The organism is Corallococcus macrosporus DSM 14697, from assembly GCF_002305895.1.
GTDB lineage: Bacteria > Myxococcota > Myxococcia > Myxococcales > Myxococcaceae > Myxococcus > Myxococcus macrosporus.
The window spans coordinates 4,137,265-4,159,461 of sequence record NZ_CP022203.1 but is presented as its reverse complement, the minus strand read 5'-3'; the positions used below and the strand labels follow the sequence as shown (position 1 = coordinate 4,159,461).

The window sequence follows — 22,197 nt, the reverse complement described above, 5'->3', positions numbered from 1 at the left end:
AGGGCCAGGCCCCGGTGGCCCGCCCTCCGCTTCCTCATCCCTGAATCAAGGACGGGCCCGCTGGCCCATCCGCGCTACCAGCTCGACATTCCCGGCGCGGGCAGCTCCACCGTCACCGTGATGCCGACCTTCGCGGCGCTGGACACCGCCAGCGTGCCGCCCATGGACTCCGTCAGCTCACGGGCCCGGGCCAGCTTGCGGTGCAGCGGCCCCACCAGCATGGGCGACAGGAGCACCGCCTGGAGCTCCCGCGCGGACAACGAGGCCCCCGCGATCTGGACCTGGAACCGGGGCGGTTCGTCTCCGAAATCATCCGCGGCGTCCACCACCACGCGCACGCCCTGCCCGTTCGCCGCGTCCGCGGCGTGCGCCAGCAGAAGCAGCAACACCTGCTGCAGCCGGCGGTGGCTGACATTAGCGGGGACCGGCTCTTCAGGAAGGTCCAGGGAAACCTGCACTCCTCGCAGGCGGCGGGTGACGGAGAGGAGTTCCAACGCACCGCCGACGACCTCCGCCACATCCACGCGGAGTACGTCAGGCAAATCCACCAGCGCCAGGCTCGTGGCGCGGCGCGGCGCGGCGACCAGGAGTTGCTCCGAGGCCCGCGCCCCTTCCACAGCGTTCACGACAGCACTCATCCCTCTCACCTCCCGCTCGCTGTACTGAGGAAACTCTAACGGGCCGGTCTGACGAACGCCATTTCACTACGAGAAAGTACGCACAGGCTGCCAGACTTATGACATTACAGCCGCGCAGCATCTTGGCCGTATGAGTGTGCCGTCCGAGCCGTCGCGGCGAATCGCTTCGTAAGACTTGGAAGTGGGCTGCTGTCACCTCCGACCCACGGACGTGAATTCCGCCAGCCAGAAAACAGCCTGACTGCACAAATCCGATTTGACTGTTCCTCGGAAATCCGTATGATGCGGACCTATAGCGATTCGCCGCCTAACGCAGCACCGCTGGAGCAGGGAGGAACAACCGTGCTTGCAATTTCGACGACTGCATCAGGGGTTCCTCAGCACCGGAGAAGGGGGCGCCTGATCATGGAAGGGGGAAACCCGCTCTCCGACCGTCGGTCGGTCGAGTTCCGCAGTCGTGACGCGCTGTTCAACGTGATTCCGCTTCCGCCCGCCGAGGCGGCGCTGGACGATTCGGGCTACTCCCTGCACGGGGCGGGCGCGGACGCCATCACCTGCTCCGTGGGCACTCCGGACAACGCCATTGGCGTGGTGACGCGGCTGAGCCCCACCGTGGTGTGGGTGATGCCCCAGGGAGAGGTGGACACCTCCGAGTCCCGCAACCTGCCCGTCTACCTGTCCGGCTGCGGCGTGACGCTGGGCCCCATCCGGGGCGCCTTCATCCGCACGGACGCCGAGACGGCGCTGTCCCCGGTGGGGCTGCAGTTGGTGAGCGTGTCGCTGGAGCAGGGCCGTCAAATCCTCGCACTGCTGGCGGATGCGCTGAAGCGTGGCGTGGCGGAGCCCGCCGCGTCTGCCCTTCCGGTGCAGGACACCATCGACGAGGTGGAGCGCATCCGCGCCATCCTCGTGGCCATCAGCACCGCGGGCAACAAGGGCGTGCTGCGCCGCATGGGCCGCACGGTGCGCCTGGTGCTGGAGCGCTACGACGCGGAGACGGAGAAGCTGGAGTGGCACGCGGAGGACCCGGTGTCCGACTGGGGCGAGGCGCCCTACGACATCGACGTCATCGGCCACAACAGCGCGTACCGCATGCGCCTGGACTCGGGGACGGTGGAGGGGCAGCGCTTCACCACGCCGCTGCCCGACGTGCTCTTCCGCATCCGTCACCGCTGGCACCGCCGCACGCCCGCGCCGGACGGCGTGCGCGTCTCCTTCCACCACCCGCTGTGGCGCGAGCTGGGCGAGGTGGAGCGCGCGGTGGTGGACCTGTCCTTCTCCGGCCTGTGCATCCGCTGCCGCCCGGAGGACCTGCTCTTCCCGGGCCTGCTGCCGCCCCTGCTCGAGCTGCACACGGCGGACGGGCAGGCCATCCGCCTGCGCGGTGAAATCCGCTACGTCACCAGCGCGCGCGCCGACGGCACCGTGCTGTGCGGCCTGAGCGTGTCGCCCTACTCCTCCGACGAGGCGCGCTGGGTGCGCTTCGTCTCCCAGACGACCAATCCCAACACCTGCACCAGCGACCTGCAGGAAGAGGGGCTCTGGGATGTCTTCACGCTGTCTGGCTTTTTCAGCCTGGCGAACAAGTCCTCTCAGGAATTCGACGCGCTGAAGCAAGCCTTCAGCCACATGGCCAGGCGCGCCGCGGAGGTCCCGCAGCTCTTCTGCCAGGCCGTCTGGCCCTCCGAGCGCGGCCCCGAGGCGACGCTGTCCATCATGAAGACGTACCGGCACACCTGGATGGGGCATCAGGTGGCCAAGCGCCCGGGCAAGCCCGCCATCAAGGGGCTGGAGCCGGGCCGCATCATGCACGACCTGTACGTGCGCTGCTTCGAGCACCCGCAGAGCGACCCCGACTTCCGCTGGGCCGTGGCCTACGTGGAGGGCCTCAACCCGTGGATCTCGCGCGCGCACGTCCGCTACGGCGAGCGCCACATGGCGGCGAACCCGGAGCTGTGCTTCACGCGCAAGGTCCACATGATGGACGTCTACACGGACGAGATGACGGGCCGGCTGCACGAGGGCATCACCATCAGCCCCGCCACGTCCGCCGAGCTGACGCTGCTGACGGACCACCTCGCCAGCTCGCGCCCCTCCTGCTACGTGGAGGCGCTCGACTTCACGCGCGACCGCATCGACATGCGCGCCGTGCAGGGACAGTGGAACACCTTTGGCCTGGAGCGCGAGCGCGAGGTCCTCGTCGCGCGCCGCAACGGCGTGGCCCTGGCCGCCGCCGTCCTGGAGCTGGGCCAGCAAGGCACCAACCTCTACAGCCTGCTCGACATGGCACGGCTGTTCCCCCTGAGCGACGCGGGGCCGTCCACCTACGTCGCCCTGGTGGATGCGGCACGCCGCTGGTACGCCGCCCGCCACCGCCGCTCGTTCCACTACATCTGTGAGGACGACGGTGGGCAGTACGTACAGGAAGCCGGGATTCACGCAGGTCCGGACCCGTACATGTGGATCATCTCCGCGAAGCTGATCCCTGACTATCTCGAACACATCAGTGAAGTCTCCATCGGGCGCCGAAGCGCTCCCAACTCTCGCCAGGGGTAATGAACATGAGCAAGCAACTCGTGGAGGAGCTGTACACACCGAACCTGACCGCCACCCGTGAGCGCATCAAGACGGACCCGCGGCTGAAGGCGCTGCTGGACGACAAGGCGGACCCGGCGCTGTTCGAGGCCTTCCTCATCACCTGGAACTCGCTGGGCGTCTACATGACGGAGCCGGTGGACGGCTGGATTCGCCGCGCCGGTGAGGCCACCGTCAAGGTGGGCCTGGACGACGTGGGCCAGAAGCTCATCGCCCACGCCAAGCACGAGGCCGGCCACCACCTGATGATGGTCGAGGACACCAAGCACCTGGTGGCCCGCTGGAACGAGCGCCGCAGCCCCAAGCTGAACGCCGAGGAGCTCATCGCGCAGCCGCCCACGCAGGCCATGAAGGAGTACCGGGAGATCCACGAGAACACCATCACCGGTGAGATGCCCGCCGCCCAGGTGGCCATCGAGTACGAAATCGAGGGCCTGTCGACGATTCTCGGGCCGGTGATCCTGGAGCAGGCCAAGAAGGTCTGTGGCGAGGAGATCCTCCAGGGCATGTCCTTCCTCAAGGAGCACACGGAGATTGACGTCGGGCACACCGCGCTCAACGAGGTGATGCTCAACAAGCTCCTCGCCCAGGTGCCGGACAAGGCGCCCATCATCGCCAAGACGGGCGCCAGCGCGCTCGACATCTACCTGCGCTTCATGGGCGACTGCGTGGAGCGCGCCGGGAAGCTGGTCCAGTCCGCCGCGGCGGCCTGAGCCTCCCCGCCGCGCGCCGTCACGAGGCGCCCCGGCCCGGGCGCCTGTCGTGGCGCGCGCTTCAGCCCGCCCGCCGCACCTCCCCGCCCTTCTGGCGCGAGGGAGGCCGGACGCGGCCCTTGAGCGAGCCCAGGAGGTGGCCCCGCGTGCCGCCTCCCGCGATGCCGAACACGTAGCGGTCCGGCCGGAGCACCACGAGGTCGGCCGCGTACCGCGCGAACCAGGCCCCCAGCCGTCCGTCCAGGTCCACCAGCGCGTCCGGCCCGCCCGTCTCCGCGCGGTCCGCGGCGGCCACGCGCCACCACCGCGCCCCCAGCTCGTCCGACAGGGCCCGCGCCTCGCGCTGGGCCTCCTGGGAGGCGCCGGGGCGCGTCAGCACCACGAAGCCCTCCCCCAGGCAGTCATCCAGCAGCGCCGCCTGCCCGTCGGGCCGCTCCACGCGCGGCTGCGGGAAGTAGGAGCCTTCTGGCACGTCGCCCTTCTCCCGCCGGGCGCCCTGCATGAAGCCCCGGCGCAGGGGCATCTCCGGCTTCACCTTGTAGTCGCGGATGAAGTCACCGGCCACCGGCAGCCGGTAGAGCACCTGGATGAGCGCGTTGCGCGCGCGGGCCATCACCCGTCCGCCCGACATCATCACCCGGCCCATGGCGTCCGAGCCGCGAATCACCTCCGACACGTGGCCGCGCCGCTCCTCCTCGTAGGAGTCGAGCAGGGACGGGTCCGCCGCGCCCTCGAGCACCAGCGCCAGCTTCCACGTCAGGTTCGCCGCGTCCCGCAGGCCCGCGCACAGCCCCTGGCCCAGGAAGGGCGGCATCAGGTGCGCCGCGTCCCCCAGGAGGAACACCCGCCCCACCCGCCACTGCTCCGACATGCGGCTGTGGTACGAGAAGATCTTCACGGACTCGAGCTCCACCGAGGCCGGGTCCAGGTAGTAGCCAATCAGCCGCCGCACGTTTTCGTCCGAGCGCGCCGCCTTCAGGTCCGCGGCCGGCTCCAGGATGATGTCGAAGCGAATCTCGTCCGGCGCGGTGCGCGCGATGAAGCCCCGGCGCACCGGGCCGCACAGGTAGCTGGTGAAGTCCGGCTCCGCAGAGGCCGTCTTCACGGTGATGGCCAGCGAGTGCTCCAGCGCCGTCGTCCCATCCAGCTTCAGGCCCAGCCGCCGCCGGATGGAGCTGTGCGAGCCGTCACACGCGAGCAGGAAGCGCGCGCGCACGTTGACCGCCCGCTCCCCAGCGACCTCCTTCACGCGGGCCGTGACGCCGTCCTCGTCCTGGACGAAGGACTCCACCTCGTGGCCCAGCCACAGGTCCACGTGGGGGAAGCGCTTCAGGCCCTCGCGCAGCGCCGACTCCATGCGCGGCTGCTGGAAGAAGGCCGCCGGCACGTAGCCGAACGGGCGGTCCAGCCGGGTGAAGTCCACCTCCGCCAGCGAGCGCAACGCGTCATCCAGGTACTGGAGCCGCTTGCACGGGTAGAAGCCCGCGCCCGAATCCCCCACCAGCCCCGCGGACTGGAAGATGCGCTGGCCTTCGTCGTCCACGCTGATGGCGCGGGACTGGCCGTGGGGTGTGACTTCCCGCTCCACCACCAGGGTCCGAATCCCCTGCTGCCCCAGGAGGTTCGCCGCCATGGCGCCCACCGGACCACAACCCACGATGATGACATCAACGGACTCCGGCGCCATCGTTCACTCCCGTTGTGAGGACTCGTGCTGAGCTGCCATTGAATCGTTTCGATATCAAAATCAGCTACACCCTGGAATGTCCCGTTTTCCCTCGGAAGCCGCGTCATTCCCTACCCGCCCCCGTGCGTTGTCTCTTCAACTCTTCAACGTCGGGCGCGGAAATCCTTGCATGTCTGAGTTTTGACCTTGGGAGTGAAAGGTTGCAGCCGTATCAGCAATGACGGCGGGGCGCGGAGGGGGGACGGCGCAAGATTGGGCACCTGGCGCGGGTCCGCGCAGGATTTGCCGGCACCTCCCCGTGGGGCAGGCAGCCACGCGAGGACACGACACCTCGCGGAGGCCTCTGAAAGATGGTGGCCACCTCCCCGGGTTGTGACGGCAGTCCTTGTCTGGAAATCGCCACAGGCGGCCGGCTTCAACGCATGGCGTCGTGATTTTCGCGACTCGGAGAGGTCGGATGTCCCCCGAACACTGCGGCGCGAAGGAGCACGCACATGGAATGGCTTGAGTTCTCCCGCTGGTCCCCGGAGGTCGAACGGCAATTGGCGACGCAGGCGGCCCGGCTCGGCGCGTTCGAGCACCGGGGCGCGCAAGCCTCCCGCCGCCCTGGCGCGGGTGCCACCGTGTCCGCCACGTGCCGCCTGAGCACCGTCCTGCGGCAGTTCCCGCGGACCAACCCCTGGGGCCACCCCACCTCCGAAAGCTGAGCCGGGGCCCCCCGCGCTCGAGGGTCAGTGGAGCGGGTGCCGTCGCAGGACGGTGCGCTCCACCTTCCCCATGGCGTTTCGGGGCAGCGCCTCCACCCAGACGAAGCGCGCGGGCGTCTTGAAGCCCGCCAGCGACTGGCGGCACCACGCCTCCAGCGCCGCATCCCCGGGCCGCTCGCGTCCCGGCCGAGGCGCGAGGAAGGCCACGGGCACCTCGCCCCAGCGGCCATCCGGGAAGCCCACCACCGCGGCTTCCCGCACCGCGGGGTGATTGACGAACACCGCTTCGATTTCCGCCGGGTAGAGGTTCTCCCCTCCCCGGACGATGAGGTCCGTGCGGCGGGACAGCACGGTGAGCCGCCCGCGCGCATCCAGCACCCCCACGTCCCGGGTCCGCAGCCAGCCGTCCCGCATGGCCTCGCGGCTCGCCTCCGGGCGCTGCCAGTAGCCGGCCATGACCGTGGGCCCGCGGACCTCGACGTCGCCTTCGCGCCCCGGACCGAGGACCTCGCCCCCAGCGCCTACGATTCGCACCTCGACGCCGGGCAGCGGCACGCCGGCGGTGCGGCCATCCGCGTCGTCCGGGCGCTCCGTCGTGACCTGGGAGCAGGCCTCCGTCAGGCCGTAGGTCTGCAGCGCGCGCAGGCCGGCGGCCCTCGCTCGCGCGAGGAGCGGCACGGGGACCGGCCCTCCGCCAATCAGCGCCAGGGCAAAGGACGAGGGCATGGGCCTGTCGCCCCGGGCGTCCAGCACGCGCTCCAGCGTGGTGGCCACGAGGCTCGCATGGGAGACGGCCTCCGCGTCGATGGCCCGGTTGGCCGCTTCGGCATCGAAGCGTTCGTGCAGGACCAGGCAGCCTCCCGCGTAGGCCGTCCGGGTGAGCATGGCGAGGCCGCCCACGTGGAAGAGGGGCAGCGTGCCCAGCCATCGCGGGGACGGAGGTGCGCCCAGGTTGGCCGCGGACGCGCGCGACGAGGCCCGGAAGTTCCCCTCCGTGAGCACCGCGCCCTTGGGCCGCCCCGTGGTGCCACTGGTGAAGAGCACCACCCGGGGCGAGGACGCGTCCAGGGGCAGGCACGTGGAGGCGGGCGACGTCACGGCGTCCGCGAAGGCTTCGAGCGGGCGCGCCCCGGGGAGCCGCTCCACCAGCGCGCCCAGCGCCAGCGTGAGCCGGGGCTGGAGGTCCTCCACCATGGGCGCCAGCTCCGCCGCGGTGAGCCGGGCGTTGAGCGGCGCCAGCACCGCGCCCAGGCGGCCCAGCGCCCAGAAGAGGCACACGGACGCGACATGGTTCGTCGCCAGCGAGGCCACGCGCTCACCCGCGCCGACGCCCTGGGCCTGGAGCGCGGCCACCCACCGGGAGACCTCCGCGTCCAGGGCACCGTAGGACCAGGAGCGGCCCGCGAACGTCAGGGCCTCCGCCTCCGGATGGGAACGAGCGCCTTCGCGAATGGGGCAGGTCAGGACCGGCATTCCGTCTCCTCGGGGCGGCTTCGGGTTCGCAAGCGCGCCGGCTCACGCCAGCGAGCGCGAGCTCAAGCCGAGTCCCGGAGTGCTCGCCAGGCGGATGACGCCTCCCTGGGGGATGTACGGGTGGGCTTCGGGCTCGTTCACCAACAAGCGCCCCACCGCGAGCCCGGAGGCCAACGCCCCGGAAGGCAGCGCCGCCGCGAGGTGCGCCGCGCCGGCCCGGGCGACGACGCCATCCATGGAGCTGGTGACATAGGCCTGCATGCCCAGCCGCGCCGCGCGCATGGCGACCACGAGACACGGCAGCAGCCCGCCCAGCACCATGGGCTTGAGCACCACCGCGCCCACCGCCGGCCCACCCCCCAGCAGCGGGTCCACGGTGAGCAGGGCCCGCAGCGCATCGGGCGAAGCCAGCGACTCGTCCGCGGCCACCATGCAGGGCGCGCGGCGCTGGACGCGCCAGAGGGCCGCCAGGTCGTCCGGCGGCGTGGGCTGCTCCACCAGCTCCAGGCCGTGCCACCCCAGGCGGTCCAGCGCGCGCTTCGCGTCGGGCTCGGACCAACCGCCATTCGCGTCCAGGCGGAGCTTCACGTCCGGCCCCACCGCGTCGCGCACGGCCTTCACCCGCGCTTCGTCGGCGTCCAGCGGGCGGCCCGCGACCTTCAGCTTCAACGTGCCGAAGCCCTCGGCGACGGCCCGCCGCGCCTCCTCCGCCAGGGCCTCCGGCGTGTCGGCGCCCAGCAGCGCGTTCACCGCCACCTCCGTCCGCGCCTCCTCCGCGAGCAGCCAGCACAGCGGCACCCCCTGGCGCTGCGCGAGCAGGTCGAGCAGCGCCAGCTCCAGCGCGTGCTCCGCGGCGGGCATGGGCCCCGCGGGCGTCACCTGCCGCGCCCGGATGCGCACGCCGTCACCGCGCGCCACGGCGGGCGGAAACGGAGACAGGGTGTCCTCGATGGCCCGGACCGAGTCCCCGAGGAACTGGCCCTTCAACGCCGTCAGCCAGGCGTTCAGCGTCGTCCCACAGTCGTCGAGCGACTCGGTGCCGAAGGCCGGCAGGGGCATCGCCTCGCCCAGGCCTTCACGCCCCTCCTCGTCGACCACTCGGACGAGGAAGCCTTCTCGCGCCGCGTGCGCCCCCTGGGACGTCTTCAGTGGCTGGCGCAGCTCCAACCGGAGGGGAATGAGCGAAACCTGGGCTATCCGCATGGACTCACATCATCGCAGGTAGAGGCCCAAAGCGAACAGCAACCCGAACACGAGCTGGAATCGGGCCGTGGACCCCAGCGCCGGGTTCAGCGCCGCGCCGTCCTGCTTCAGCACCCGCTGGAGCGGCGGCACCGCCAGCGGGAGGCTCAGCAGGGACAGGAAGACCCACGGGCTGGCCAGCTTCAGCGCATACATCGCGAAGGGCGTGGCGAACGACACCCCCAGCAGCAGGAGGTACTCCGCCTTCCCCATGCCCGTGCCGAAGCGGACCGCCAGGGTGCGCTTGCCGGCCTTCACGTCCGTCGTCACGTCGCGCAGGTTGTTGACGACGATGAGCATGGTGCCGCTGGCGCCCACGGGCACCGCCGCCCACCACGCCGCCGGGTCCACCGTCCCCGCCTGCACGTAGTACGTGCCCGTCACCGCCACCAGGCCGAAGAAGATGAAGACGAACACGTCCCCCAGGCCGTTGTAGCCCAGGGGGAAGGGGCCACCGGTGTACGCGTAGCCGCACAGCAGCGACGCCAGGCCGATGGCGACGATGGGCCAGCCGCCCACCACCACCAGATACAAGCCCACCGCCGTCGCCAGCGCGAAGCACACGCCCGCGCCCGCCAGCACCGTGCCCGGCGCGATGAGGCCACTCTGCGTCACGCGCCGCGGGCCCAGCCGCTCGTGCGTGTCCGCGCCCTTCTTGAAGTCGTAGTAGTCGTTGATGAAGTTGGTGCCAATCTGGATGAGCACCGCGCCCAGCAGCGCCGCCAGCGCGGGCAGCACCCGCCCCACGCCCGAACCGAACGCGAGCCCCGTGCCCACCGCGACGGGCACCAGCGCCGCCGTCAGCGTCTTCGGCCGCGCCGCCATCACCCAGTGCTTCACCCCGGGCCGCGGCTTCACCGACAGCGGCCCCGGCGCCGGAACCGAGGTGCTCACGACGTCACCCTTCCCTCGCCGGCCGCCAGGGGGCTGTCGAACTGCGGCGCCTCGTACCAGGGCGTCTGGAGGAAGCCGAGGACTTCACGGGCGTAGGCCTCGGGCGACTCCAGGTGGGGCGCGTGGCCGCAGCCCTCGAAGGCGTGGCGCCAGACCACCGGAAGCTCCGTGGCCATGCGGCGGGCAAGCTGGGTGAACTTCGCGTCCGCCGCGCCCGTCAGCAGCAGCGTGGGCAGCCGCTGTGCGTGCAACTCCGGCCAGAAGTCCGGCTGGACGCCGAGGCCCAGGCACTCCAGCGCGCCCGCGAGCCCCTCCGCCGTGCACGCGCCGCGCATGGCGCGCAGCGCGTCCTTGCGCTCCTGGGGCAACTGGCGCAGGCCAGCGAACAGCGGCAACTGCTCCCAGCGGTCGACGAACGCATCCACGCCCCGCGTCCGGATGAAGGCCGCCAACTGGCCGTCCGCCTCACGACGGGCCGCGCGCTCCTGGCGCCGGTGCAGGCCGGGCGAACCGCTCTCCATGATGAGCCGGCCGAAGCGGTCCGGCGCGCGCACGGCCGCGGCCAGCGCCACGCGGGCGCCCTGCGAATACCCCAGCAGGTCCACCGGCCCCTGCCCCAGGGAGTCCACCAGCGACACCAGCGCGCCGACCGTCTCCAGGAAGCCGTCACGGCCTCGCTGGTCCGGCAACGGCGTGGCGCCATGCCCAGGCAGGTCCACCGCCACCGCGCGCACGTGACGGCCCAAGAGCGGACGCAGCCCGTCAAAGGCCCCGCGGCTCCCGGTGAAGCCGTGCAGCAGCACGAGCGGACGGGAACCCTCACCCCACGTCTCGTAAGCCAGCTTCACGCCCATGGTCCATCTCCCAGTGAGGCCGCCATTCGAGCGAACAGCCGCCGGTGCTCATCCACATTCGCGTTCCGGTCCACCCGCGCCTCCACCAGGTGGAGCCCGCCTTCCAGGCCGTCCCGCACCGCGGCCCGGAGCGCCGACGGCGTCTCCGGCCGGTGGAACCGCGCGCCGCCCAGCGCCGCCGCGTGGGACAGGTCCACGCCGTGCGGCGTCCCGAAGAGCGTCTCGAACGCGTCCCGAGGCGCGGCCTGCGCGATGGGCAGGAACGAGAAGATGCCGCCGCCGTCGTTGTTCACCGCCACCACCGTGAGCGGCACCCGCGCGCGCGACGCCGTCACGAAGGCGCCCACGTCATGCAGCAGCGCCAGGTCCCCGGTGAGCAGCACCGCGGGACGCCCCGCCGCCGCCGCCATGCCGAGCGCGCTGGAGAGGATGCCGTCGATGCCGTTGGCCCCGCGGTTGGCCAGCACCCGCAGCGGCACCGCGCCGGCGGGAGCGAAAGCGTCCAGGTCCCGGATGGGCATGCTGCTGGACACGAAGAGCGGCGCGCCCGCGGGCAGGGCCGCCACCACCTCGCGGGCGATGCGCGGCTCGGACAGCATGTCCGGCTGCTCCGCGAACGCGGCCTCCAACGCCGTGCGCACCCGCTGCTCCGCGGCAAGGAAGCTCCGCGCCCAGGGCCCCGCGCCGCGCGCGAGCCCACGCGACAGCGCCTCACAGGCCGCCACCGCCGAGCCCTCCACCACGGTGGCCGCGCGGTGCGCCGGGTCGAACAACGCGCCACCGTCACTGAAGAGGACGATGTCCGCGCCCGAGCCGTCCAGCCACTGCTGCGGCACCTTGGGCGTGAGGCCGCCGCCAAAGCGCAGCACGAGCTCCGGACGGTGCGCCTTCGCGAAGGGCGCGTGCCGCAGCAGCGCGTCGTAATGGGACAGCGTGAGCGGGCCGCCGCCGTAGCGGGCCTGCGAGGTGGCCTCCGCCAGCACCGGGTAGCCCGTGGCCTGGGACAGCGCGCTGATGGCCGCCGCGAAGCCGTCCGCCTCGTCGCGTGGGCCACAGACGATGACGCCGCGGGTGGTCGCCGCAATCCGGCGGCGCACCTCGTCCAGGATGGCCGCGTCCGGCACCGGCTCCGGCGGGACGATGCGCGTCAGCGGCGCACCGGCGCGCCCCGACTTCGCGAGGGCGCTCAGGGCGGCCTCGGCGAAGGGCTCGGCGATGGGCGCCAGCGGCTCACGGAAGGGCACGTTGAGCTGCACGGCGCCGCGCGGGGCCCGCCACGCGCTCACGACGGCGCGAGCGACGGTGGCGCGCAGGTGGATCAACGCCGCGTCGTGCGCCTCCGGCAGGCCCAGGTCCGCGAAGAAGCGCGCGTGCTCTCCAAAGAAGCGCGCCTGTGGCACCGTCTGCGGCGCGCCCCACCCCTGGAGCTCCAGGGGCCGGTCCGCCGTCAGGACCACCAGCGGCACGTGCGCCAGCGCGGCCTCGATGACCGCCGGGTAGAAGTGCGCGCCCGCGGTGCCGCTGGTCGCCACCACCACGGCCGGAGCGCGCGACTGCTTCGCGAGCCCCAGGGCGAAGAAGCCCGCGCTGCGCTCATCGATGACGGACCAGGTGCGCAGGCCCTCCGTCGCGGCACAGGCCAGCGCCAGCGGCGACGACCGGGAGCCCGGGCACACCACCGCGTGACGCACGCCACCGCGCACGAGCTCTTCCAGCAACGCGCGTGCCCACAGCACGTTGAGGTTAGCGTCGGACGACATCCCCGCCTCCCAGGGCCCGCAGCATCGCCAGGCTCTTCATCTCCGTCTCCCGCCACTCCGAGTCCGCGTTGGAGCCAGCCACCAGCCCCACGCCGACGAACAGCCGGGCCTTCGCGCCCTTCACCCGCGCCGAGCGCAGCGCCACCATCAGGTGCGCCCGCCCGGGCCCCACCCAGCCCACGGGCCCCGCGTACCACCCGCGGTCCAGGCCCTCGTGCTCCACCAGGAACGACAGCGCGCGTTCGCGCGGCGTGCCGCCCACGGCCGGCGTGGGATGCAGCGCCGCCACCACCTGCGCGGGCGTCACCCCCGGCCGCAGCTCGGCGCGAAACCCCGTCCGCAGATGCACCACGTTCTTCAAGGTCAGCAGCGCGGGCTCCGCGTCCGACGACACCTGCTCCGCCAGCGGCTTCAACGCGGCGACGAGGTAGCGCACCACCGACGCGTGCTCGCGCACGTCCTTGTCGTGTCCCCGCAGCCCGTCCGCCTGGCCGGGCGCGGCCGATCCCGCCAGGGCCTCCGTCTCCAGCACCTGCCCGTCCACCCGGCACAGCGTCTCCGGCGTGGCGCCCAGGAAGCACGTGTCATCCGGCGCCCGGAACAGGAAGGTGGCGCAGCGGGGGTTCTGCTCGCGCAGGCGCGCCAGCACGTCCACCACGTCGAAGGGCGCGGGCCCCTCCGCGTCCAGCGGGCGCGCCAGCACCACCTTCTGGAGGTGCCCGGACGCAATCGCGTCCAGCGCGCGCCGCACCCGCGCCTCGAAGTCCGGCCGCGACGCGCTCAACGCCAGCGCCACGGGCTCGCCGCGCGCATGCCGGTACGGCGCCGGGAAGCAGGCACGGACGCGCTCCAGCCGCGAGCGCACCAGGTCCTCGCCCCCGCGGCCCTCCTGCGCGAACGCCACCGCGCACACGCCGCGCGCCGTGCGGAACACCAGCACCTCGGGCAACGTCCAGCGCGTCACCCCGTGGGACGCCCACGCCCTGTCCACCGTGCCCGGGACACCGAAGCGGATGCCTCCGAACCAGGGGCCCGGCATCGCCTCCGGTGGCGCATCACCCAGCCAGCGCACCTGCGTGTGGCCCAGCGACGCCAGCACACCGGCGATGTCGGAGGCCTCCTGCGCCACCACCACCGCCGCCTCGCCCCACCCCGCCGCCGCTTCCCGGGCCAGCGGGCGCTCCCAATACACCGTCGGAACGCCCAGGACGTCCGCACCCGCGAGCGGATCCACCACCGCCAGGGGCGTCATTCCGGCCACCCAGCGCTGGCTCTCAACGGGATTGAGCGTCTTCATCAGCGTTCCTCATCGGCGATCGCGGCGCAATCACCTTCGGTTGTCTTCTAAGCCATCTCGGCTATACATGCACCAAGGAGTTCAAAACCTCTTGAACTCCATGAATGGGAGGGTCCGTGGGAGGCAAGCGGCCAGACGAAACAGCCGGGTCCGGGCGGGCCCCGGGCGCGCTGCGGGTGCTTCGCGCGGAGCGGCCCGAAGGCACCCGGGTGCGGGTGGGGCCGGTGGAGGTCGGCGGTCCCGGCTTCGTCGTCATGGCCGGGCCCTGCGCGGTGGAGGGCGCTGAACAGGTGCAGCACGCGGCCTCGGTGGTGGCGGCGGCGGGCGCCCATGTCCTGCGCGGTGGCGTATTCAAGCCTCGCACCAGCCCCTACGCGTTCCAGGGCATGGGCGAGCCGGGCCTGCACGTCCTGGCGGAGGCCGGGCGGCGCCACGGCCTGCCCATCATCAGCGAGGTGATGGAGTCCGCGCAGATTCCCCTCATGGAGGCGTCCACGGACATCCTCCAGGTGGGTGCGCGCAACATGCAGAACTACTCGCTGCTGCGGGCGCTGGGGAAGGTGCGCAAGCCCGTGCTGCTCAAACGAGGCCTGTCCGCCACGCTGCAGGAGTGGCTGCTGGCGGCGGAGTACATCCTCGACGGCGGCAACGAGCAGGTGATGTTGTGCGAGCGCGGCATCCGCACCTTCGAAACGGAGCTGCGCAACACGCTGGACCTGGCGGCGGTGGCCTGGGCGAAGCAGCGCTCCCACCTGCCCGTCATCGTCGACCCGTCCCACGCGACGGGAGACCCGGCGCTCATCCTCCCCATGTCGCTGGCCGCGGCGGCGGCGGGGGCGGACGGATTGTTGATTGAAGTCCACCCGAAGCCCGAGCAGGCCATGTGCGATGGGCACCAGGCCCTGACGCCCGAACGCTTCGAGACGTTGATGCGCCGGCTGCCAGCCGTGCTAGACGCGGTGGACCGACACCTTTGGCGGCCGGAAAACCCGGCCCAGGTCGTGAGGGCGCGATGAGCACCGAAGTCCGTGAGATGTTCTCTTCCATCGCCACGAAGTACGACGTGACGAACGAGGTCCTCTCCTTCGGCATCCACCGGCTGTGGCGCCGCAAGGCCGTCCGGCTCAGCACCGCGAAGGACGGAGACCGCGTCCTCGACTGCGCCTCCGGGACGGGCGACCTGGCCCTGGCCTTCAAGCGCAAGGTGGGCGCCTCCGGCCGCGTGGTGGGAACGGACTTCTGCCCGGAGATGCTGGAGAGCGCCCCCGCCAAGGCGGAGAAGGCGGGCCTCCAGGTGGACTTCCAGGTGGCCGACGCGATGGACCTGCCCTTCGCGACGGACAGCTTCGACGTGGCCTCCATCTCCTTCGGCATCCGCAACGTGGATGACCCCGTGAAGTGCCTGAAGGAGATGGCGCGGGTGGTCCGCCCCGGCGGCCACGTGGTCGTGCTGGAGTTCGGCCAGCCCAACGGCGCGTTCGGCGCGCTGTTCCGATTCTACAGCAAGACGGTGATGCCCGCCGTCGGTGGTCTGCTGACGGGCAACCGCGCCGCGTACCAGTACCTGCCGGCGACGTCCGCCGCCTTCCCGGCCGGCGACAAGTTCCTGGAGCTGATGGACCAGTCCGGGGCCTACGCGGCAAAGTCCGCGCATGCCCTCACGTTCGGCACCGCCTACGTCTATGTCGGCACCGTCCGCTGAGGAGCGGCGGCACCTCGTTGAGCAGATTCTCGCCTCGGTGGATCCCCGGCTCGCGCCGGGCCTGAGGGAAGCCGTCGCGCGCCCGGGCCCCTCGAAGCGCCCCGTCTCCGGACAGACGGTGGTGCTCGCCGGGCACCGGAGCGCGGGCAAGTCCCGCCTGCTGCCCATGGTGGCGCGCATGCTCGCGCGCCCCGGGCTGGATTTGGATGCGCACCTCGAACGCATTCATGGCCGCCCGCTGCGCAGGTGGGTGGCCGAAGCGCCTCGGGAGTTCCGCGCCGCCGAGCGCCAGGCCCTGCTGGAGCTGCCGCCCGGAGGCCTGGTGGCCGTGGGAGGCGGCTTCCTGTCCCACCACCCCGAGGCGCTGACCGGGCTCTTCACCCTGGTCGTCCCCGTGAGCTTCGACACCTACCGTGAGCGCCTGCTCACGGACCGGACACGCCCGCGGCTGCGCGCCGAGGTGTCGCTCGAAGAAGAACTCTCCTCCGTGTTCCATGAGCGCGAGGTGCTGCACGCCCGCGTCCCCACCGTGGCCCTGGAGGACTTCCTCCGAGGCTGCCTTGCCACCGAGGTGCCCTTGTGACGCCCGCCCGGCGCGTCGTCACCCTGCCCCCCACCCTGTCTGGCGACGACGCCGTCCGCTTCGCGCGCGACGGACAGCGCCGGGGCGCAGACGTCCTGGAAATCCGCACCGACCTGCACGCCCCCGACGCCCTCTCGCCCGAGGCGCTGGCGGCGGTGCTGCCGTTGCTGGTCTCCGAGCGCGGCGAGCCGCTGCCCGCCCACTGGGTGGCCGCGGCCTGGCGCGTGGACCGGGACTTGATGGACGCGTCGGGGCAACAGGGCTCGCTGGCGGCGCCGCCGGGAAAGCTGCTCGCGTCCCACCACGCGAGCCGGCAGCTCTCCACGGACGAGGCGCTCCAGTTGTGGGAGCGTGAGCTGCCCGCGGACGCCCTGGTGAAGCACGTGGAGCCCATGACGGACCCGGCGCACCTCGTGACGCTGCTGGAGACCCAGCGGCGGCTGGCGGAGCGCTTCGGCGCCACGCGCGTCACGGTGCTGGGCATGGGCGCGGTGGCGCTGCCCACGCGGGCGCTGCTGGCCCGACGCAACGTGCTGGACTACGTCGCCATGGGCGGCGCCTGGGTCGCCGCGCCCGGGCAGCGGATGCTGGACGACGCCGTGCGGGAGCTGCGCGGCGCGGACCGGTACACGGTGGACCCGCCGCTGCGGCTGGGCATCCTGGGGACGTCCATCGCCCACTCGCGCTCGCCCCGCATCCACCAGCAGCCCTTCGACCGCATCGACCTGCCGGAGGACGGGCCCGTGGAGGCCGTGGTGGACGCGCTGCTGCCCCACTACGCGGGCTTCGCCGTCACCAGTCCGTTCAAGCTGCGGCTGGCGAAGCACACGGGGTCCTCGCTGGACGCCATCAACACGCTGGTCCGCCGGGGCGACCGGTGGGAAGCCTTCAACACCGACACGTTCGGCGCCCGCAAGGTGCTCGAACGGCTCGGGGCTCGCGACGTCTTCGTGCTGGGAGACGGAGGCGCCACGTCGGCGCTCCGGTCCGTGGCGACGGAGCTGAGCCGTGACTTGCGCGTCTTGCGACGCGCCGACATCCGGGCGCCTCTCACAGGGGCGGGCGTCTGGACGTGGCCCGACAGGGTGCCCGCTCCTGATGACCTGCGCTTCGAAGGGGCCCGTGTGGCGGTCATCGCCTACGGCGCCCCGGGCCGGCGCATCGCCGCGGAGATTGTCCGCCGCGGCGGTACTCCGGTCCTGCTGGGTGCGGCGTGGTTCGTCGCGCAAGCCCGGCGTCAGCGCCAACTCTGGGAGTCCTCGACATGAATACCTTTGGCGAGCTGTTTCGCCTGACGACGTTTGGAGAGAGCCACGGGCCCGCGCTCGGCGCCATCCTGGATGGCTGCCCCGCGGGCGTGCCCCTGACGCGGGAGCAGCTTCAAGTCGCCCTGGACCGGCGGCGGCCCGGCCAGTCCACCCTCACCACCGCGCGCAGCGAGCCGGACCAGGTGGAAATCCTCTCCGGCGTCTTCGAGGACAAGACGCTGGGCACGCCCATCGCCGCCATCGTGCGCAACACCAACCAGCGCTCGGGTGACTACGACAAGCTGAAGGCCCAGGACCGGCCCGGCCACGCGGACGCCGTGTGGCGCGACCGGTTCAAGCACCGCGACCACCGCGGCGGTGGCCGCACCAGCGGACGCGAGACGCTCTGCCGCGTCATCGGCGGCGCCATCGCCGAGGCGTACCTCGCCCGGGACCTGCCCTCCATCCGCACCGTGGCCTACGTGTCCCAGGTGGGCAACCTCGTCGCCGCGGTGCCCGCCCCGGGCCTCACCCGCGCGCAGGTGGACGCCCACGCCACGCGCTGCCCGGACGTCGCCATCCGCGACGAGATGTCCCAGCGCATCCTCACAGCGAAGGAGGCCGGCGACAGCCTGGGCGGCGCCATCGACGTGCGCGTGGAGGGCCTGCCCGTGGGCCTGGGCGAGCCCATCTTCGGCAAGCTCAAGGCGCGCATCGCGCAGGCCCTGGGCAGCATCGGCGCCGTCACCGGCGTCGTGTGGGGCCCGCCTGACCTGCTCGAGCGCATTGGCCAGCCCGGCATCCAGTTCCACGCCGTGAAGGACGCGTACGGCGGCATCCAGGGCGGGCTCGCCAATGGTGAGCCGATGCAGATCCGCACCTTCTTCAAGCCCCCCGCGACGCTCCAGGAGCACGCGAAGGGTGGCCGTCACGACCCGTGCATCATGCCCCGCGCCGTGCCGGTGCTGGAGGCCATGGTGTCGCTGGTCATCGCCGACCTCGTCCTCCACATGAACGCGAGGCCGCACGCCCTATGAGCGCTCTTCCTCCTGGGGCCTACCGTCCGCCTTCCGACCGCTGGGGCACCTTCGCCCGGCTCTCGAAGCACCTCCCCGAGGGCAGCATCGCCGTGGTGGACCGCACGGTCGCGAAGCTCCACCCCACCCTCCTCCCCACCCTGGAGGCGCGAAAGCCCCGCGCCATCATCCAGCTCACCGGCGGCGAGAGCGCCAAGACGTTCACCGCGCTGGAGAAGGTGCTGGCCAGCAGCCTGGCCCTCCCGCGCTCCGGCACGCTCGTGGCGGTGGGCGGCGGCACCATCGGTGACGTCTCCACCGTGGCCGCGCACGTCCTCAAGCGCGGCGTGCGGCTGGTGCAGGTCCCCACCACGCTGCTGGCGGCGGTGGACAGCAGCGTCGGCGGCAAGGGCGCCGTGGACATGACGGTGCGCGGGCGCGTGGTGAAGAACCCGGCCGGCGTCTTCCACTACGCGGACGAAGGCTGGGTGTGCCCCGAGTTCTTCGACACCCTCTCCGATGACCAGCGCCGCGAAGGCGCGCTGGAGGCCTGGAAGATGGTCATCAGCCTCGACGCGCCGCTCTTCCGCCGCTACGTGCGCAAGCCGCCCGCGCTGGAGAAGCTGGTGAAGGACGCCCGCGCCCTCAAGGAGCGCGTGTGCGCGGAGGACCCGTATGAGCATCAGGGGCTGCGCCGGGTGCTCAACTTCGGCCACACCTTCGGCCACGTGCTGGAGAGCGTGTCCCGCTTCAAGCTGTCCCACGGGGACGGCGTGGGGCTGGGCATGCTGCTGGCCCTGGACGTGGGCCGTCACCTGGGCGTGACACCGGAGCCCGTGGCCGCCGAGGCCGAGGCCGCGCTGACCAACGGACCGGGCGTCCTGGGCCGCGAGCGCGCCGCCGCCCTGCTCCGCCGCGCGCCCCTCAAGGACGTGCTGACGCTGCTCACGGCCGACAAGAAGGCTGGCGCCAAGGGCGAGCTGCGCATGGTGCTGCTGACGGCCATTGGCACCTCGGAGGTGCGCGACGTGGAGGAGAAGCAGTGGCGTGCGCTGCTCCCCGCGTGGACGAAGGGGGTGCGCCCATGAGCTCGGCGAAGGCCTCCCGCGTCCTCGTGGACCCCTCCGGACTTCACGCCGCGGCCCTCACCCCGCCGGTGTCCAAGTCGGACGCGCAGCGGGCGCTGGTGCTGGGTCACCTCACCGGCTCATGGCCGCTGCCCTCGGTGCAGGCCGAGGCGGACGAGGACCTCCCCGCCGACGTGCGTGTGCTGCGCCGGGGCGTCGAGGCCCTGCGCCTGCCGCCGGACGCCGTGCGCGACATCGACTGCGCGGACGGCGGCGCGCCCTTCCGCATCCTCGTCACGCAGGCGGCGGTGACGCCCGGCGCGCAGGCGCGCTTCACCGGCACGCCGCGCCTGGGCGAGCGGCCCCACGGTCCGCTCTTCACGTCGCTGCGCGAGGCCCTGGGTCCCAGCGGCCTCACGCTCACCGAGGGCGCCCCCTGGCCGGTGGAGCTGCGCGCGCCGCGCGACACGTCGAAGGTCGCGCCTGTGTTCCGCGTGCCCGGCGCCCAGAGCAGCCAGTACGCCTCCAGCCTGCTGCTGGGCTGCGCGGCGCTGCACCTGCGCGAGCGCCGGCCGTGGCGCGTGGAGATTGACGGGCCGCTCACCAGCGCGGGCTACCTGGAGCTGACGCTGACGTGGCTGCGACGCTTCGGCTTCGACATCCAGGTAGCGCCGTCCAGCTACACCGTGGCTGGGTACACGGCGCCCCCGTCCGTCCCCACGCTACCCGGGGACTGGTCGTCGCTGGGCTACCTGCTGCTGGTGGCCTGGAAGACGGGCGGCACCGTGGTCCGCGCGGACACGGGCAGTGCCCACCCGGACGACGCCATGGTCCGGTTGATTGAGCAGGTGGGCCTGCGCGCGGTGCCCACCGGAGCGCCCTTCACGCTGAAGGTGGAGGGCGAGCTCGCCGGGGGCCTGCGCGCCTCGGGCGAAGAGTGTCCGGACCTGCTGCCCACGCTGGCGGCGCTCGCCTGCGTGCTGCCCGCGCCCTCCACGCTCACGGAGGTGGGCATCCTCCGCGTGAAGGAGAGCGACCGGCTGGAGGGCATCCGGACGCTCGTGAAGGCCTATGGCGGCACCACGGCGCTGGAAGGCGAACGGTTGCGGATCGAACCACCCCGCACGCGACCCTCGGGGTTCGAGATGAGCAGCCAGGGCGACCACCGCCTCGCGATGACAGCCGCGACGCTGTGTGTCCTGTCGGGCACGCCGCTGACACTCAGCGGACCCGAGTGCGTGGAGAAGAGCTTTCCGGGGTTCTGGCGGCAGTTGGCGAGGGCCGGTGTTCAAATAACGGATGCCCCCTGAGACCCCCAGTGTCCGACCAGCAGACTTATCGTTCTTTTTTGTTGAAAGCACTCTCCGCCCTGTGAAATCTCCGCCCCATGGCCAAGGACACGCTGACGATCACCGACAATCGGACCGGGAAGACCTACGAGGTCCCGATCGAGAACGGCTGTATTCGCACCAATGCTCTCCGCCAGATCAAGACCGGCGACGATGACTTTGGGTTGATGGGCTACGATCCGGCGTTCCTCAATACAGCCAACTGTAAGAGCGCCATCACCTTCATCGATGGCGACAAGGGCATCCTCGAGTACCGGGGCTACCCCATCGAGCAGCTCGCGGAGAAGTCGAGCTTCCTCGAGGTCGCCTACCTCCTGCTCAACGGCGAGCTGCCCACGACGAAGGAGCTGGAGCAGTTCAACCACCTCGTCACGCACCACACCTACGTGCACGAGAACGTGAAGAGCTTCATGGACGGGTTCCGCTACGACGCGCACCCCATGTCCATGCTGGGCTCCACCGTGGCCGCGCTGTCCAGCTTCTACCCCGACGCGAAGAACATCAAGGACCCGCTGAGCCGCCGCATCCAGATCACGCGGCTCATCGCGAAGATGCCCACCATCGCCGCGTTCTCCTACCGGCACACGATGGGCCTGCCGTACATCTACCCGGACAACGACCTGTCCTACGTCGCCAACTTCCTGGCGATGATCAAGCGCATCGGCACGTCGACCTACAAGGTCCACCCCGTGCTCGAGCGCGCCCTGGACATCCTCTTCATCCTGCACGCGGACCACGAGCAGAACTGCTCCACCACGTCCGTGCGCACGGTGGGCTCGTCCGAAGTGGACCCCTACTCCGCGGTCAGCGCGGGCATCGGCGCCCTCTACGGCCCGCTGCACGGCGGCGCCAACGAGGCGGTGCTCCGCATGCTCCGCGACATCGGCCACATCTCCAAGATCCCGGAGTTCATCAAGTCCGTGAAGAGCGGCGAGGGTGAGAAGAAGCTGATGGGCTTCGGTCACCGCGTCTACAAGTCCTACGACCCGCGCGCCAAGGTCATCAAGCGCGTGGCCGACGAGGTCTTCGAGGTGACGGGCAAGAACCCGCTGCTGGAGATCGCCGTCGAGCTGGAGCGCATCGCGCTCGAGGACGAGTACTTCGTGAAGCGGAAGCTGTACCCGAACGTCGACTTCTACTCGGGCCTCATCTACGAGGCCATGGGCTTCCAGGTGGAGATGTTCCCGGTGCTCTTCGCCATCCCCCGCACGGTGGGCTGGTGCGCGCAGTGGGAGGAGATGGTCACGGACAACGAGCAGAAGATCGCCCGTCCGCGCCAGGTGTACACGGGCCAGAAGCGCCGCGACTACGTCCCCATGGACAAGCGCGCCGCCAAGTAGTCCGAGGCAGTCAGCCCACGCCACGCGCGTGGG

19 protein-coding genes are annotated in these 22,197 nt (G+C 71.6%); 11 read left to right on the top strand and 8 right to left on the bottom strand.

Going from position 1 to position 22,197, the window contains the following annotated elements:
* Positions 1-74 precede the first annotated feature (74 nt).
* Entirely contained in the window at positions 75-626 is a 552-nt protein-coding gene (locus tag MYMAC_RS17540; protein ID WP_095958900.1) for an ATP-binding protein, read from the bottom strand.
* Between the two features lie 417 nt (positions 627-1,043).
* On the opposite strand from MYMAC_RS17540, the gene MYMAC_RS17535 reads away from it, so the two are divergent.
* Positions 1,044-3,194, top strand: a complete 2,151-nt coding sequence (locus tag MYMAC_RS17535) for a hypothetical protein (RefSeq protein ID WP_013940133.1) — start codon at positions 1,044-1,046, stop codon at positions 3,192-3,194.
* 5 nt (positions 3,195-3,199) lie between these two features.
* Complete coding sequence (locus tag MYMAC_RS17530; protein ID WP_238539710.1) at positions 3,200-3,946, top strand: hypothetical protein; 747 nt, start codon at positions 3,200-3,202, stop codon at positions 3,944-3,946.
* 61 nt (positions 3,947-4,007) lie between these two features.
* Here the strand turns inward: MYMAC_RS17530 and MYMAC_RS17525 are convergent, their stop codons facing one another.
* On the bottom strand, positions 4,008-5,633 hold the full coding sequence (locus MYMAC_RS17525) for a bifunctional 3-(3-hydroxy-phenyl)propionate/3-hydroxycinnamic acid hydroxylase (RefSeq protein ID WP_095958899.1): 1,626 nt from the start codon (positions 5,631-5,633) through the stop codon (positions 4,008-4,010).
* A gap of 494 nt (positions 5,634-6,127) precedes the next feature.
* On the opposite strand from MYMAC_RS17525, the gene MYMAC_RS17520 reads away from it, so the two are divergent.
* Positions 6,128-6,340, top strand: coding sequence for a hypothetical protein (locus MYMAC_RS17520; protein WP_013940129.1), 213 nt, complete (start codon positions 6,128-6,130; stop codon positions 6,338-6,340).
* Between the two features lie 24 nt (positions 6,341-6,364).
* On the opposite strand, the gene menE is transcribed toward MYMAC_RS17520, so the two are convergent.
* Genes menE through MYMAC_RS17490 form a run of 6 tightly spaced genes read right to left on the bottom strand, consistent with a single transcriptional unit; the run spans position 6,365 to position 13,860 of the window.
* Positions 6,365-7,813, bottom strand: a complete 1,449-nt coding sequence (gene menE / locus MYMAC_RS17515) for an o-succinylbenzoate--CoA ligase (RefSeq protein ID WP_095958898.1) — start codon at positions 7,811-7,813, stop codon at positions 6,365-6,367.
* Positions 7,814-7,855: 42 nt separating this feature from the next.
* Positions 7,856-9,016, bottom strand: coding sequence for a mandelate racemase/muconate lactonizing enzyme family protein (locus MYMAC_RS17510; RefSeq protein WP_095958897.1), 1,161 nt, complete (start codon positions 9,014-9,016; stop codon positions 7,856-7,858).
* Positions 9,017-9,025: 9 nt separating this feature from the next.
* Complete coding sequence (locus tag MYMAC_RS17505) at positions 9,026-9,949, bottom strand: 1,4-dihydroxy-2-naphthoate polyprenyltransferase (RefSeq protein ID WP_095958896.1); 924 nt, start codon at positions 9,947-9,949, stop codon at positions 9,026-9,028.
* Positions 9,946-10,803: a 2-succinyl-6-hydroxy-2,4-cyclohexadiene-1-carboxylate synthase gene (gene menH / locus MYMAC_RS17500; protein ID WP_095958895.1), complete on the bottom strand. Its 858-nt coding sequence runs from the start codon at positions 10,801-10,803 to the stop codon at positions 9,946-9,948. Before menH ends, MYMAC_RS17505 begins: the two co-directional genes overlap by 4 nt.
* Positions 10,794-12,563, bottom strand: coding sequence for a 2-succinyl-5-enolpyruvyl-6-hydroxy-3-cyclohexene-1-carboxylic-acid synthase (gene menD / locus MYMAC_RS17495; protein ID WP_095958894.1), 1,770 nt, complete (start codon positions 12,561-12,563; stop codon positions 10,794-10,796). Before menD ends, menH begins: the two co-directional genes overlap by 10 nt.
* Positions 12,547-13,860 carry an isochorismate synthase gene (locus tag MYMAC_RS17490; protein ID WP_095958893.1) on the bottom strand — a complete coding sequence of 438 codons (1,314 nt, stop codon included), beginning with the start codon at positions 13,858-13,860 and terminating at the stop codon, positions 12,547-12,549. Before MYMAC_RS17490 ends, menD begins: the two co-directional genes overlap by 17 nt.
* A gap of 116 nt (positions 13,861-13,976) precedes the next feature.
* Between MYMAC_RS17490 and aroF the strand changes: the two genes are divergently transcribed.
* The 8 genes from aroF to MYMAC_RS17450 all read left to right on the top strand — a co-directional run bounded on the left by aroF (position 13,977) and on the right by MYMAC_RS17450 (position 22,164).
* Positions 13,977-14,876, top strand: a complete 900-nt coding sequence (gene aroF / locus MYMAC_RS17485) for a 3-deoxy-7-phosphoheptulonate synthase (RefSeq protein ID WP_239989585.1) — start codon at positions 13,977-13,979, stop codon at positions 14,874-14,876.
* Entirely contained in the window at positions 14,873-15,562 is a 690-nt protein-coding gene (ubiE, locus tag MYMAC_RS17480) for a bifunctional demethylmenaquinone methyltransferase/2-methoxy-6-polyprenyl-1,4-benzoquinol methylase UbiE (RefSeq protein WP_043711188.1), read from the top strand. Before aroF ends, ubiE begins: the two co-directional genes overlap by 4 nt.
* A gap of 37 nt (positions 15,563-15,599) precedes the next feature.
* On the top strand, positions 15,600-16,145 hold the full coding sequence (locus tag MYMAC_RS17475; protein ID WP_013940120.1) for a shikimate kinase: 546 nt from the start codon (positions 15,600-15,602) through the stop codon (positions 16,143-16,145).
* On the top strand, positions 16,142-17,413 hold the full coding sequence (locus MYMAC_RS17470) for a shikimate 5-dehydrogenase (RefSeq protein WP_013940119.1): 1,272 nt from the start codon (positions 16,142-16,144) through the stop codon (positions 17,411-17,413). The genes MYMAC_RS17475 and MYMAC_RS17470 overlap by 4 nt, the downstream gene beginning before the upstream one ends.
* A complete protein-coding gene (gene aroC, locus MYMAC_RS17465; protein ID WP_013940118.1) occupies positions 17,410-18,429 on the top strand; it encodes a chorismate synthase in 1,020 nt (339 codons plus the stop codon). Before MYMAC_RS17470 ends, aroC begins: the two co-directional genes overlap by 4 nt.
* Complete coding sequence (locus MYMAC_RS17460) at positions 18,426-19,496, top strand: 3-dehydroquinate synthase (RefSeq protein ID WP_095958892.1); 1,071 nt, start codon at positions 18,426-18,428, stop codon at positions 19,494-19,496. The genes aroC and MYMAC_RS17460 overlap by 4 nt, the downstream gene beginning before the upstream one ends.
* Positions 19,493-20,785: a 3-phosphoshikimate 1-carboxyvinyltransferase gene (locus tag MYMAC_RS17455; RefSeq protein WP_095961605.1), complete on the top strand. Its 1,293-nt coding sequence runs from the start codon at positions 19,493-19,495 to the stop codon at positions 20,783-20,785. Before MYMAC_RS17460 ends, MYMAC_RS17455 begins: the two co-directional genes overlap by 4 nt.
* A 77-nt stretch (positions 20,786-20,862) precedes the next feature.
* A complete protein-coding gene (locus MYMAC_RS17450) occupies positions 20,863-22,164 on the top strand; it encodes a citrate synthase (protein WP_095958891.1) in 1,302 nt (433 codons plus the stop codon).
* The last annotated feature ends 33 nt before the right edge of the window (positions 22,165-22,197 follow it).

Excerpts from the sequence above, each read along its gene's own strand:
- MYMAC_RS17535 (WP_013940133.1), top strand. The coding sequence starts at position 1,044 with ATGGAAGGGGGAAACCCGCTCTCCGACCGTCGGTCGGTCGAGTTCCGC.
- MYMAC_RS17530 (WP_238539710.1), top strand. The coding sequence starts at position 3,200 with ATGAGCAAGCAACTCGTGGAGGAGCTGTACACACCGAACCTGACCGCC.
- MYMAC_RS17525 (WP_095958899.1), bottom strand. The coding sequence starts at position 5,633 with ATGGCGCCGGAGTCCGTTGATGTCATCATCGTGGGTTGTGGTCCGGTG.
- MYMAC_RS17520 (WP_013940129.1), top strand. The coding sequence starts at position 6,128 with ATGGAATGGCTTGAGTTCTCCCGCTGGTCCCCGGAGGTCGAACGGCAA.
- menE (WP_095958898.1), bottom strand. The coding sequence starts at position 7,813 with ATGCCGGTCCTGACCTGCCCCATTCGCGAAGGCGCTCGTTCCCATCCG.
- MYMAC_RS17510 (WP_095958897.1), bottom strand. The coding sequence starts at position 9,016 with ATGCGGATAGCCCAGGTTTCGCTCATTCCCCTCCGGTTGGAGCTGCGC.
- menH (WP_095958895.1), bottom strand. The coding sequence starts at position 10,803 with ATGGGCGTGAAGCTGGCTTACGAGACGTGGGGTGAGGGTTCCCGTCCG.
- menD (WP_095958894.1), bottom strand. The coding sequence starts at position 12,563 with ATGTCGTCCGACGCTAACCTCAACGTGCTGTGGGCACGCGCGTTGCTG.
- MYMAC_RS17490 (WP_095958893.1), bottom strand. The coding sequence starts at position 13,860 with ATGAAGACGCTCAATCCCGTTGAGAGCCAGCGCTGGGTGGCCGGAATG.
- ubiE (WP_043711188.1), top strand. The coding sequence starts at position 14,873 with ATGAGCACCGAAGTCCGTGAGATGTTCTCTTCCATCGCCACGAAGTAC.
- aroC (WP_013940118.1), top strand. The coding sequence starts at position 17,410 with ATGAATACCTTTGGCGAGCTGTTTCGCCTGACGACGTTTGGAGAGAGC.
- MYMAC_RS17460 (WP_095958892.1), top strand. The coding sequence starts at position 18,426 with ATGAGCGCTCTTCCTCCTGGGGCCTACCGTCCGCCTTCCGACCGCTGG.
- MYMAC_RS17455 (WP_095961605.1), top strand. The coding sequence starts at position 19,493 with ATGAGCTCGGCGAAGGCCTCCCGCGTCCTCGTGGACCCCTCCGGACTT.
- MYMAC_RS17450 (WP_095958891.1), top strand. The coding sequence starts at position 20,863 with ATGGCCAAGGACACGCTGACGATCACCGACAATCGGACCGGGAAGACC.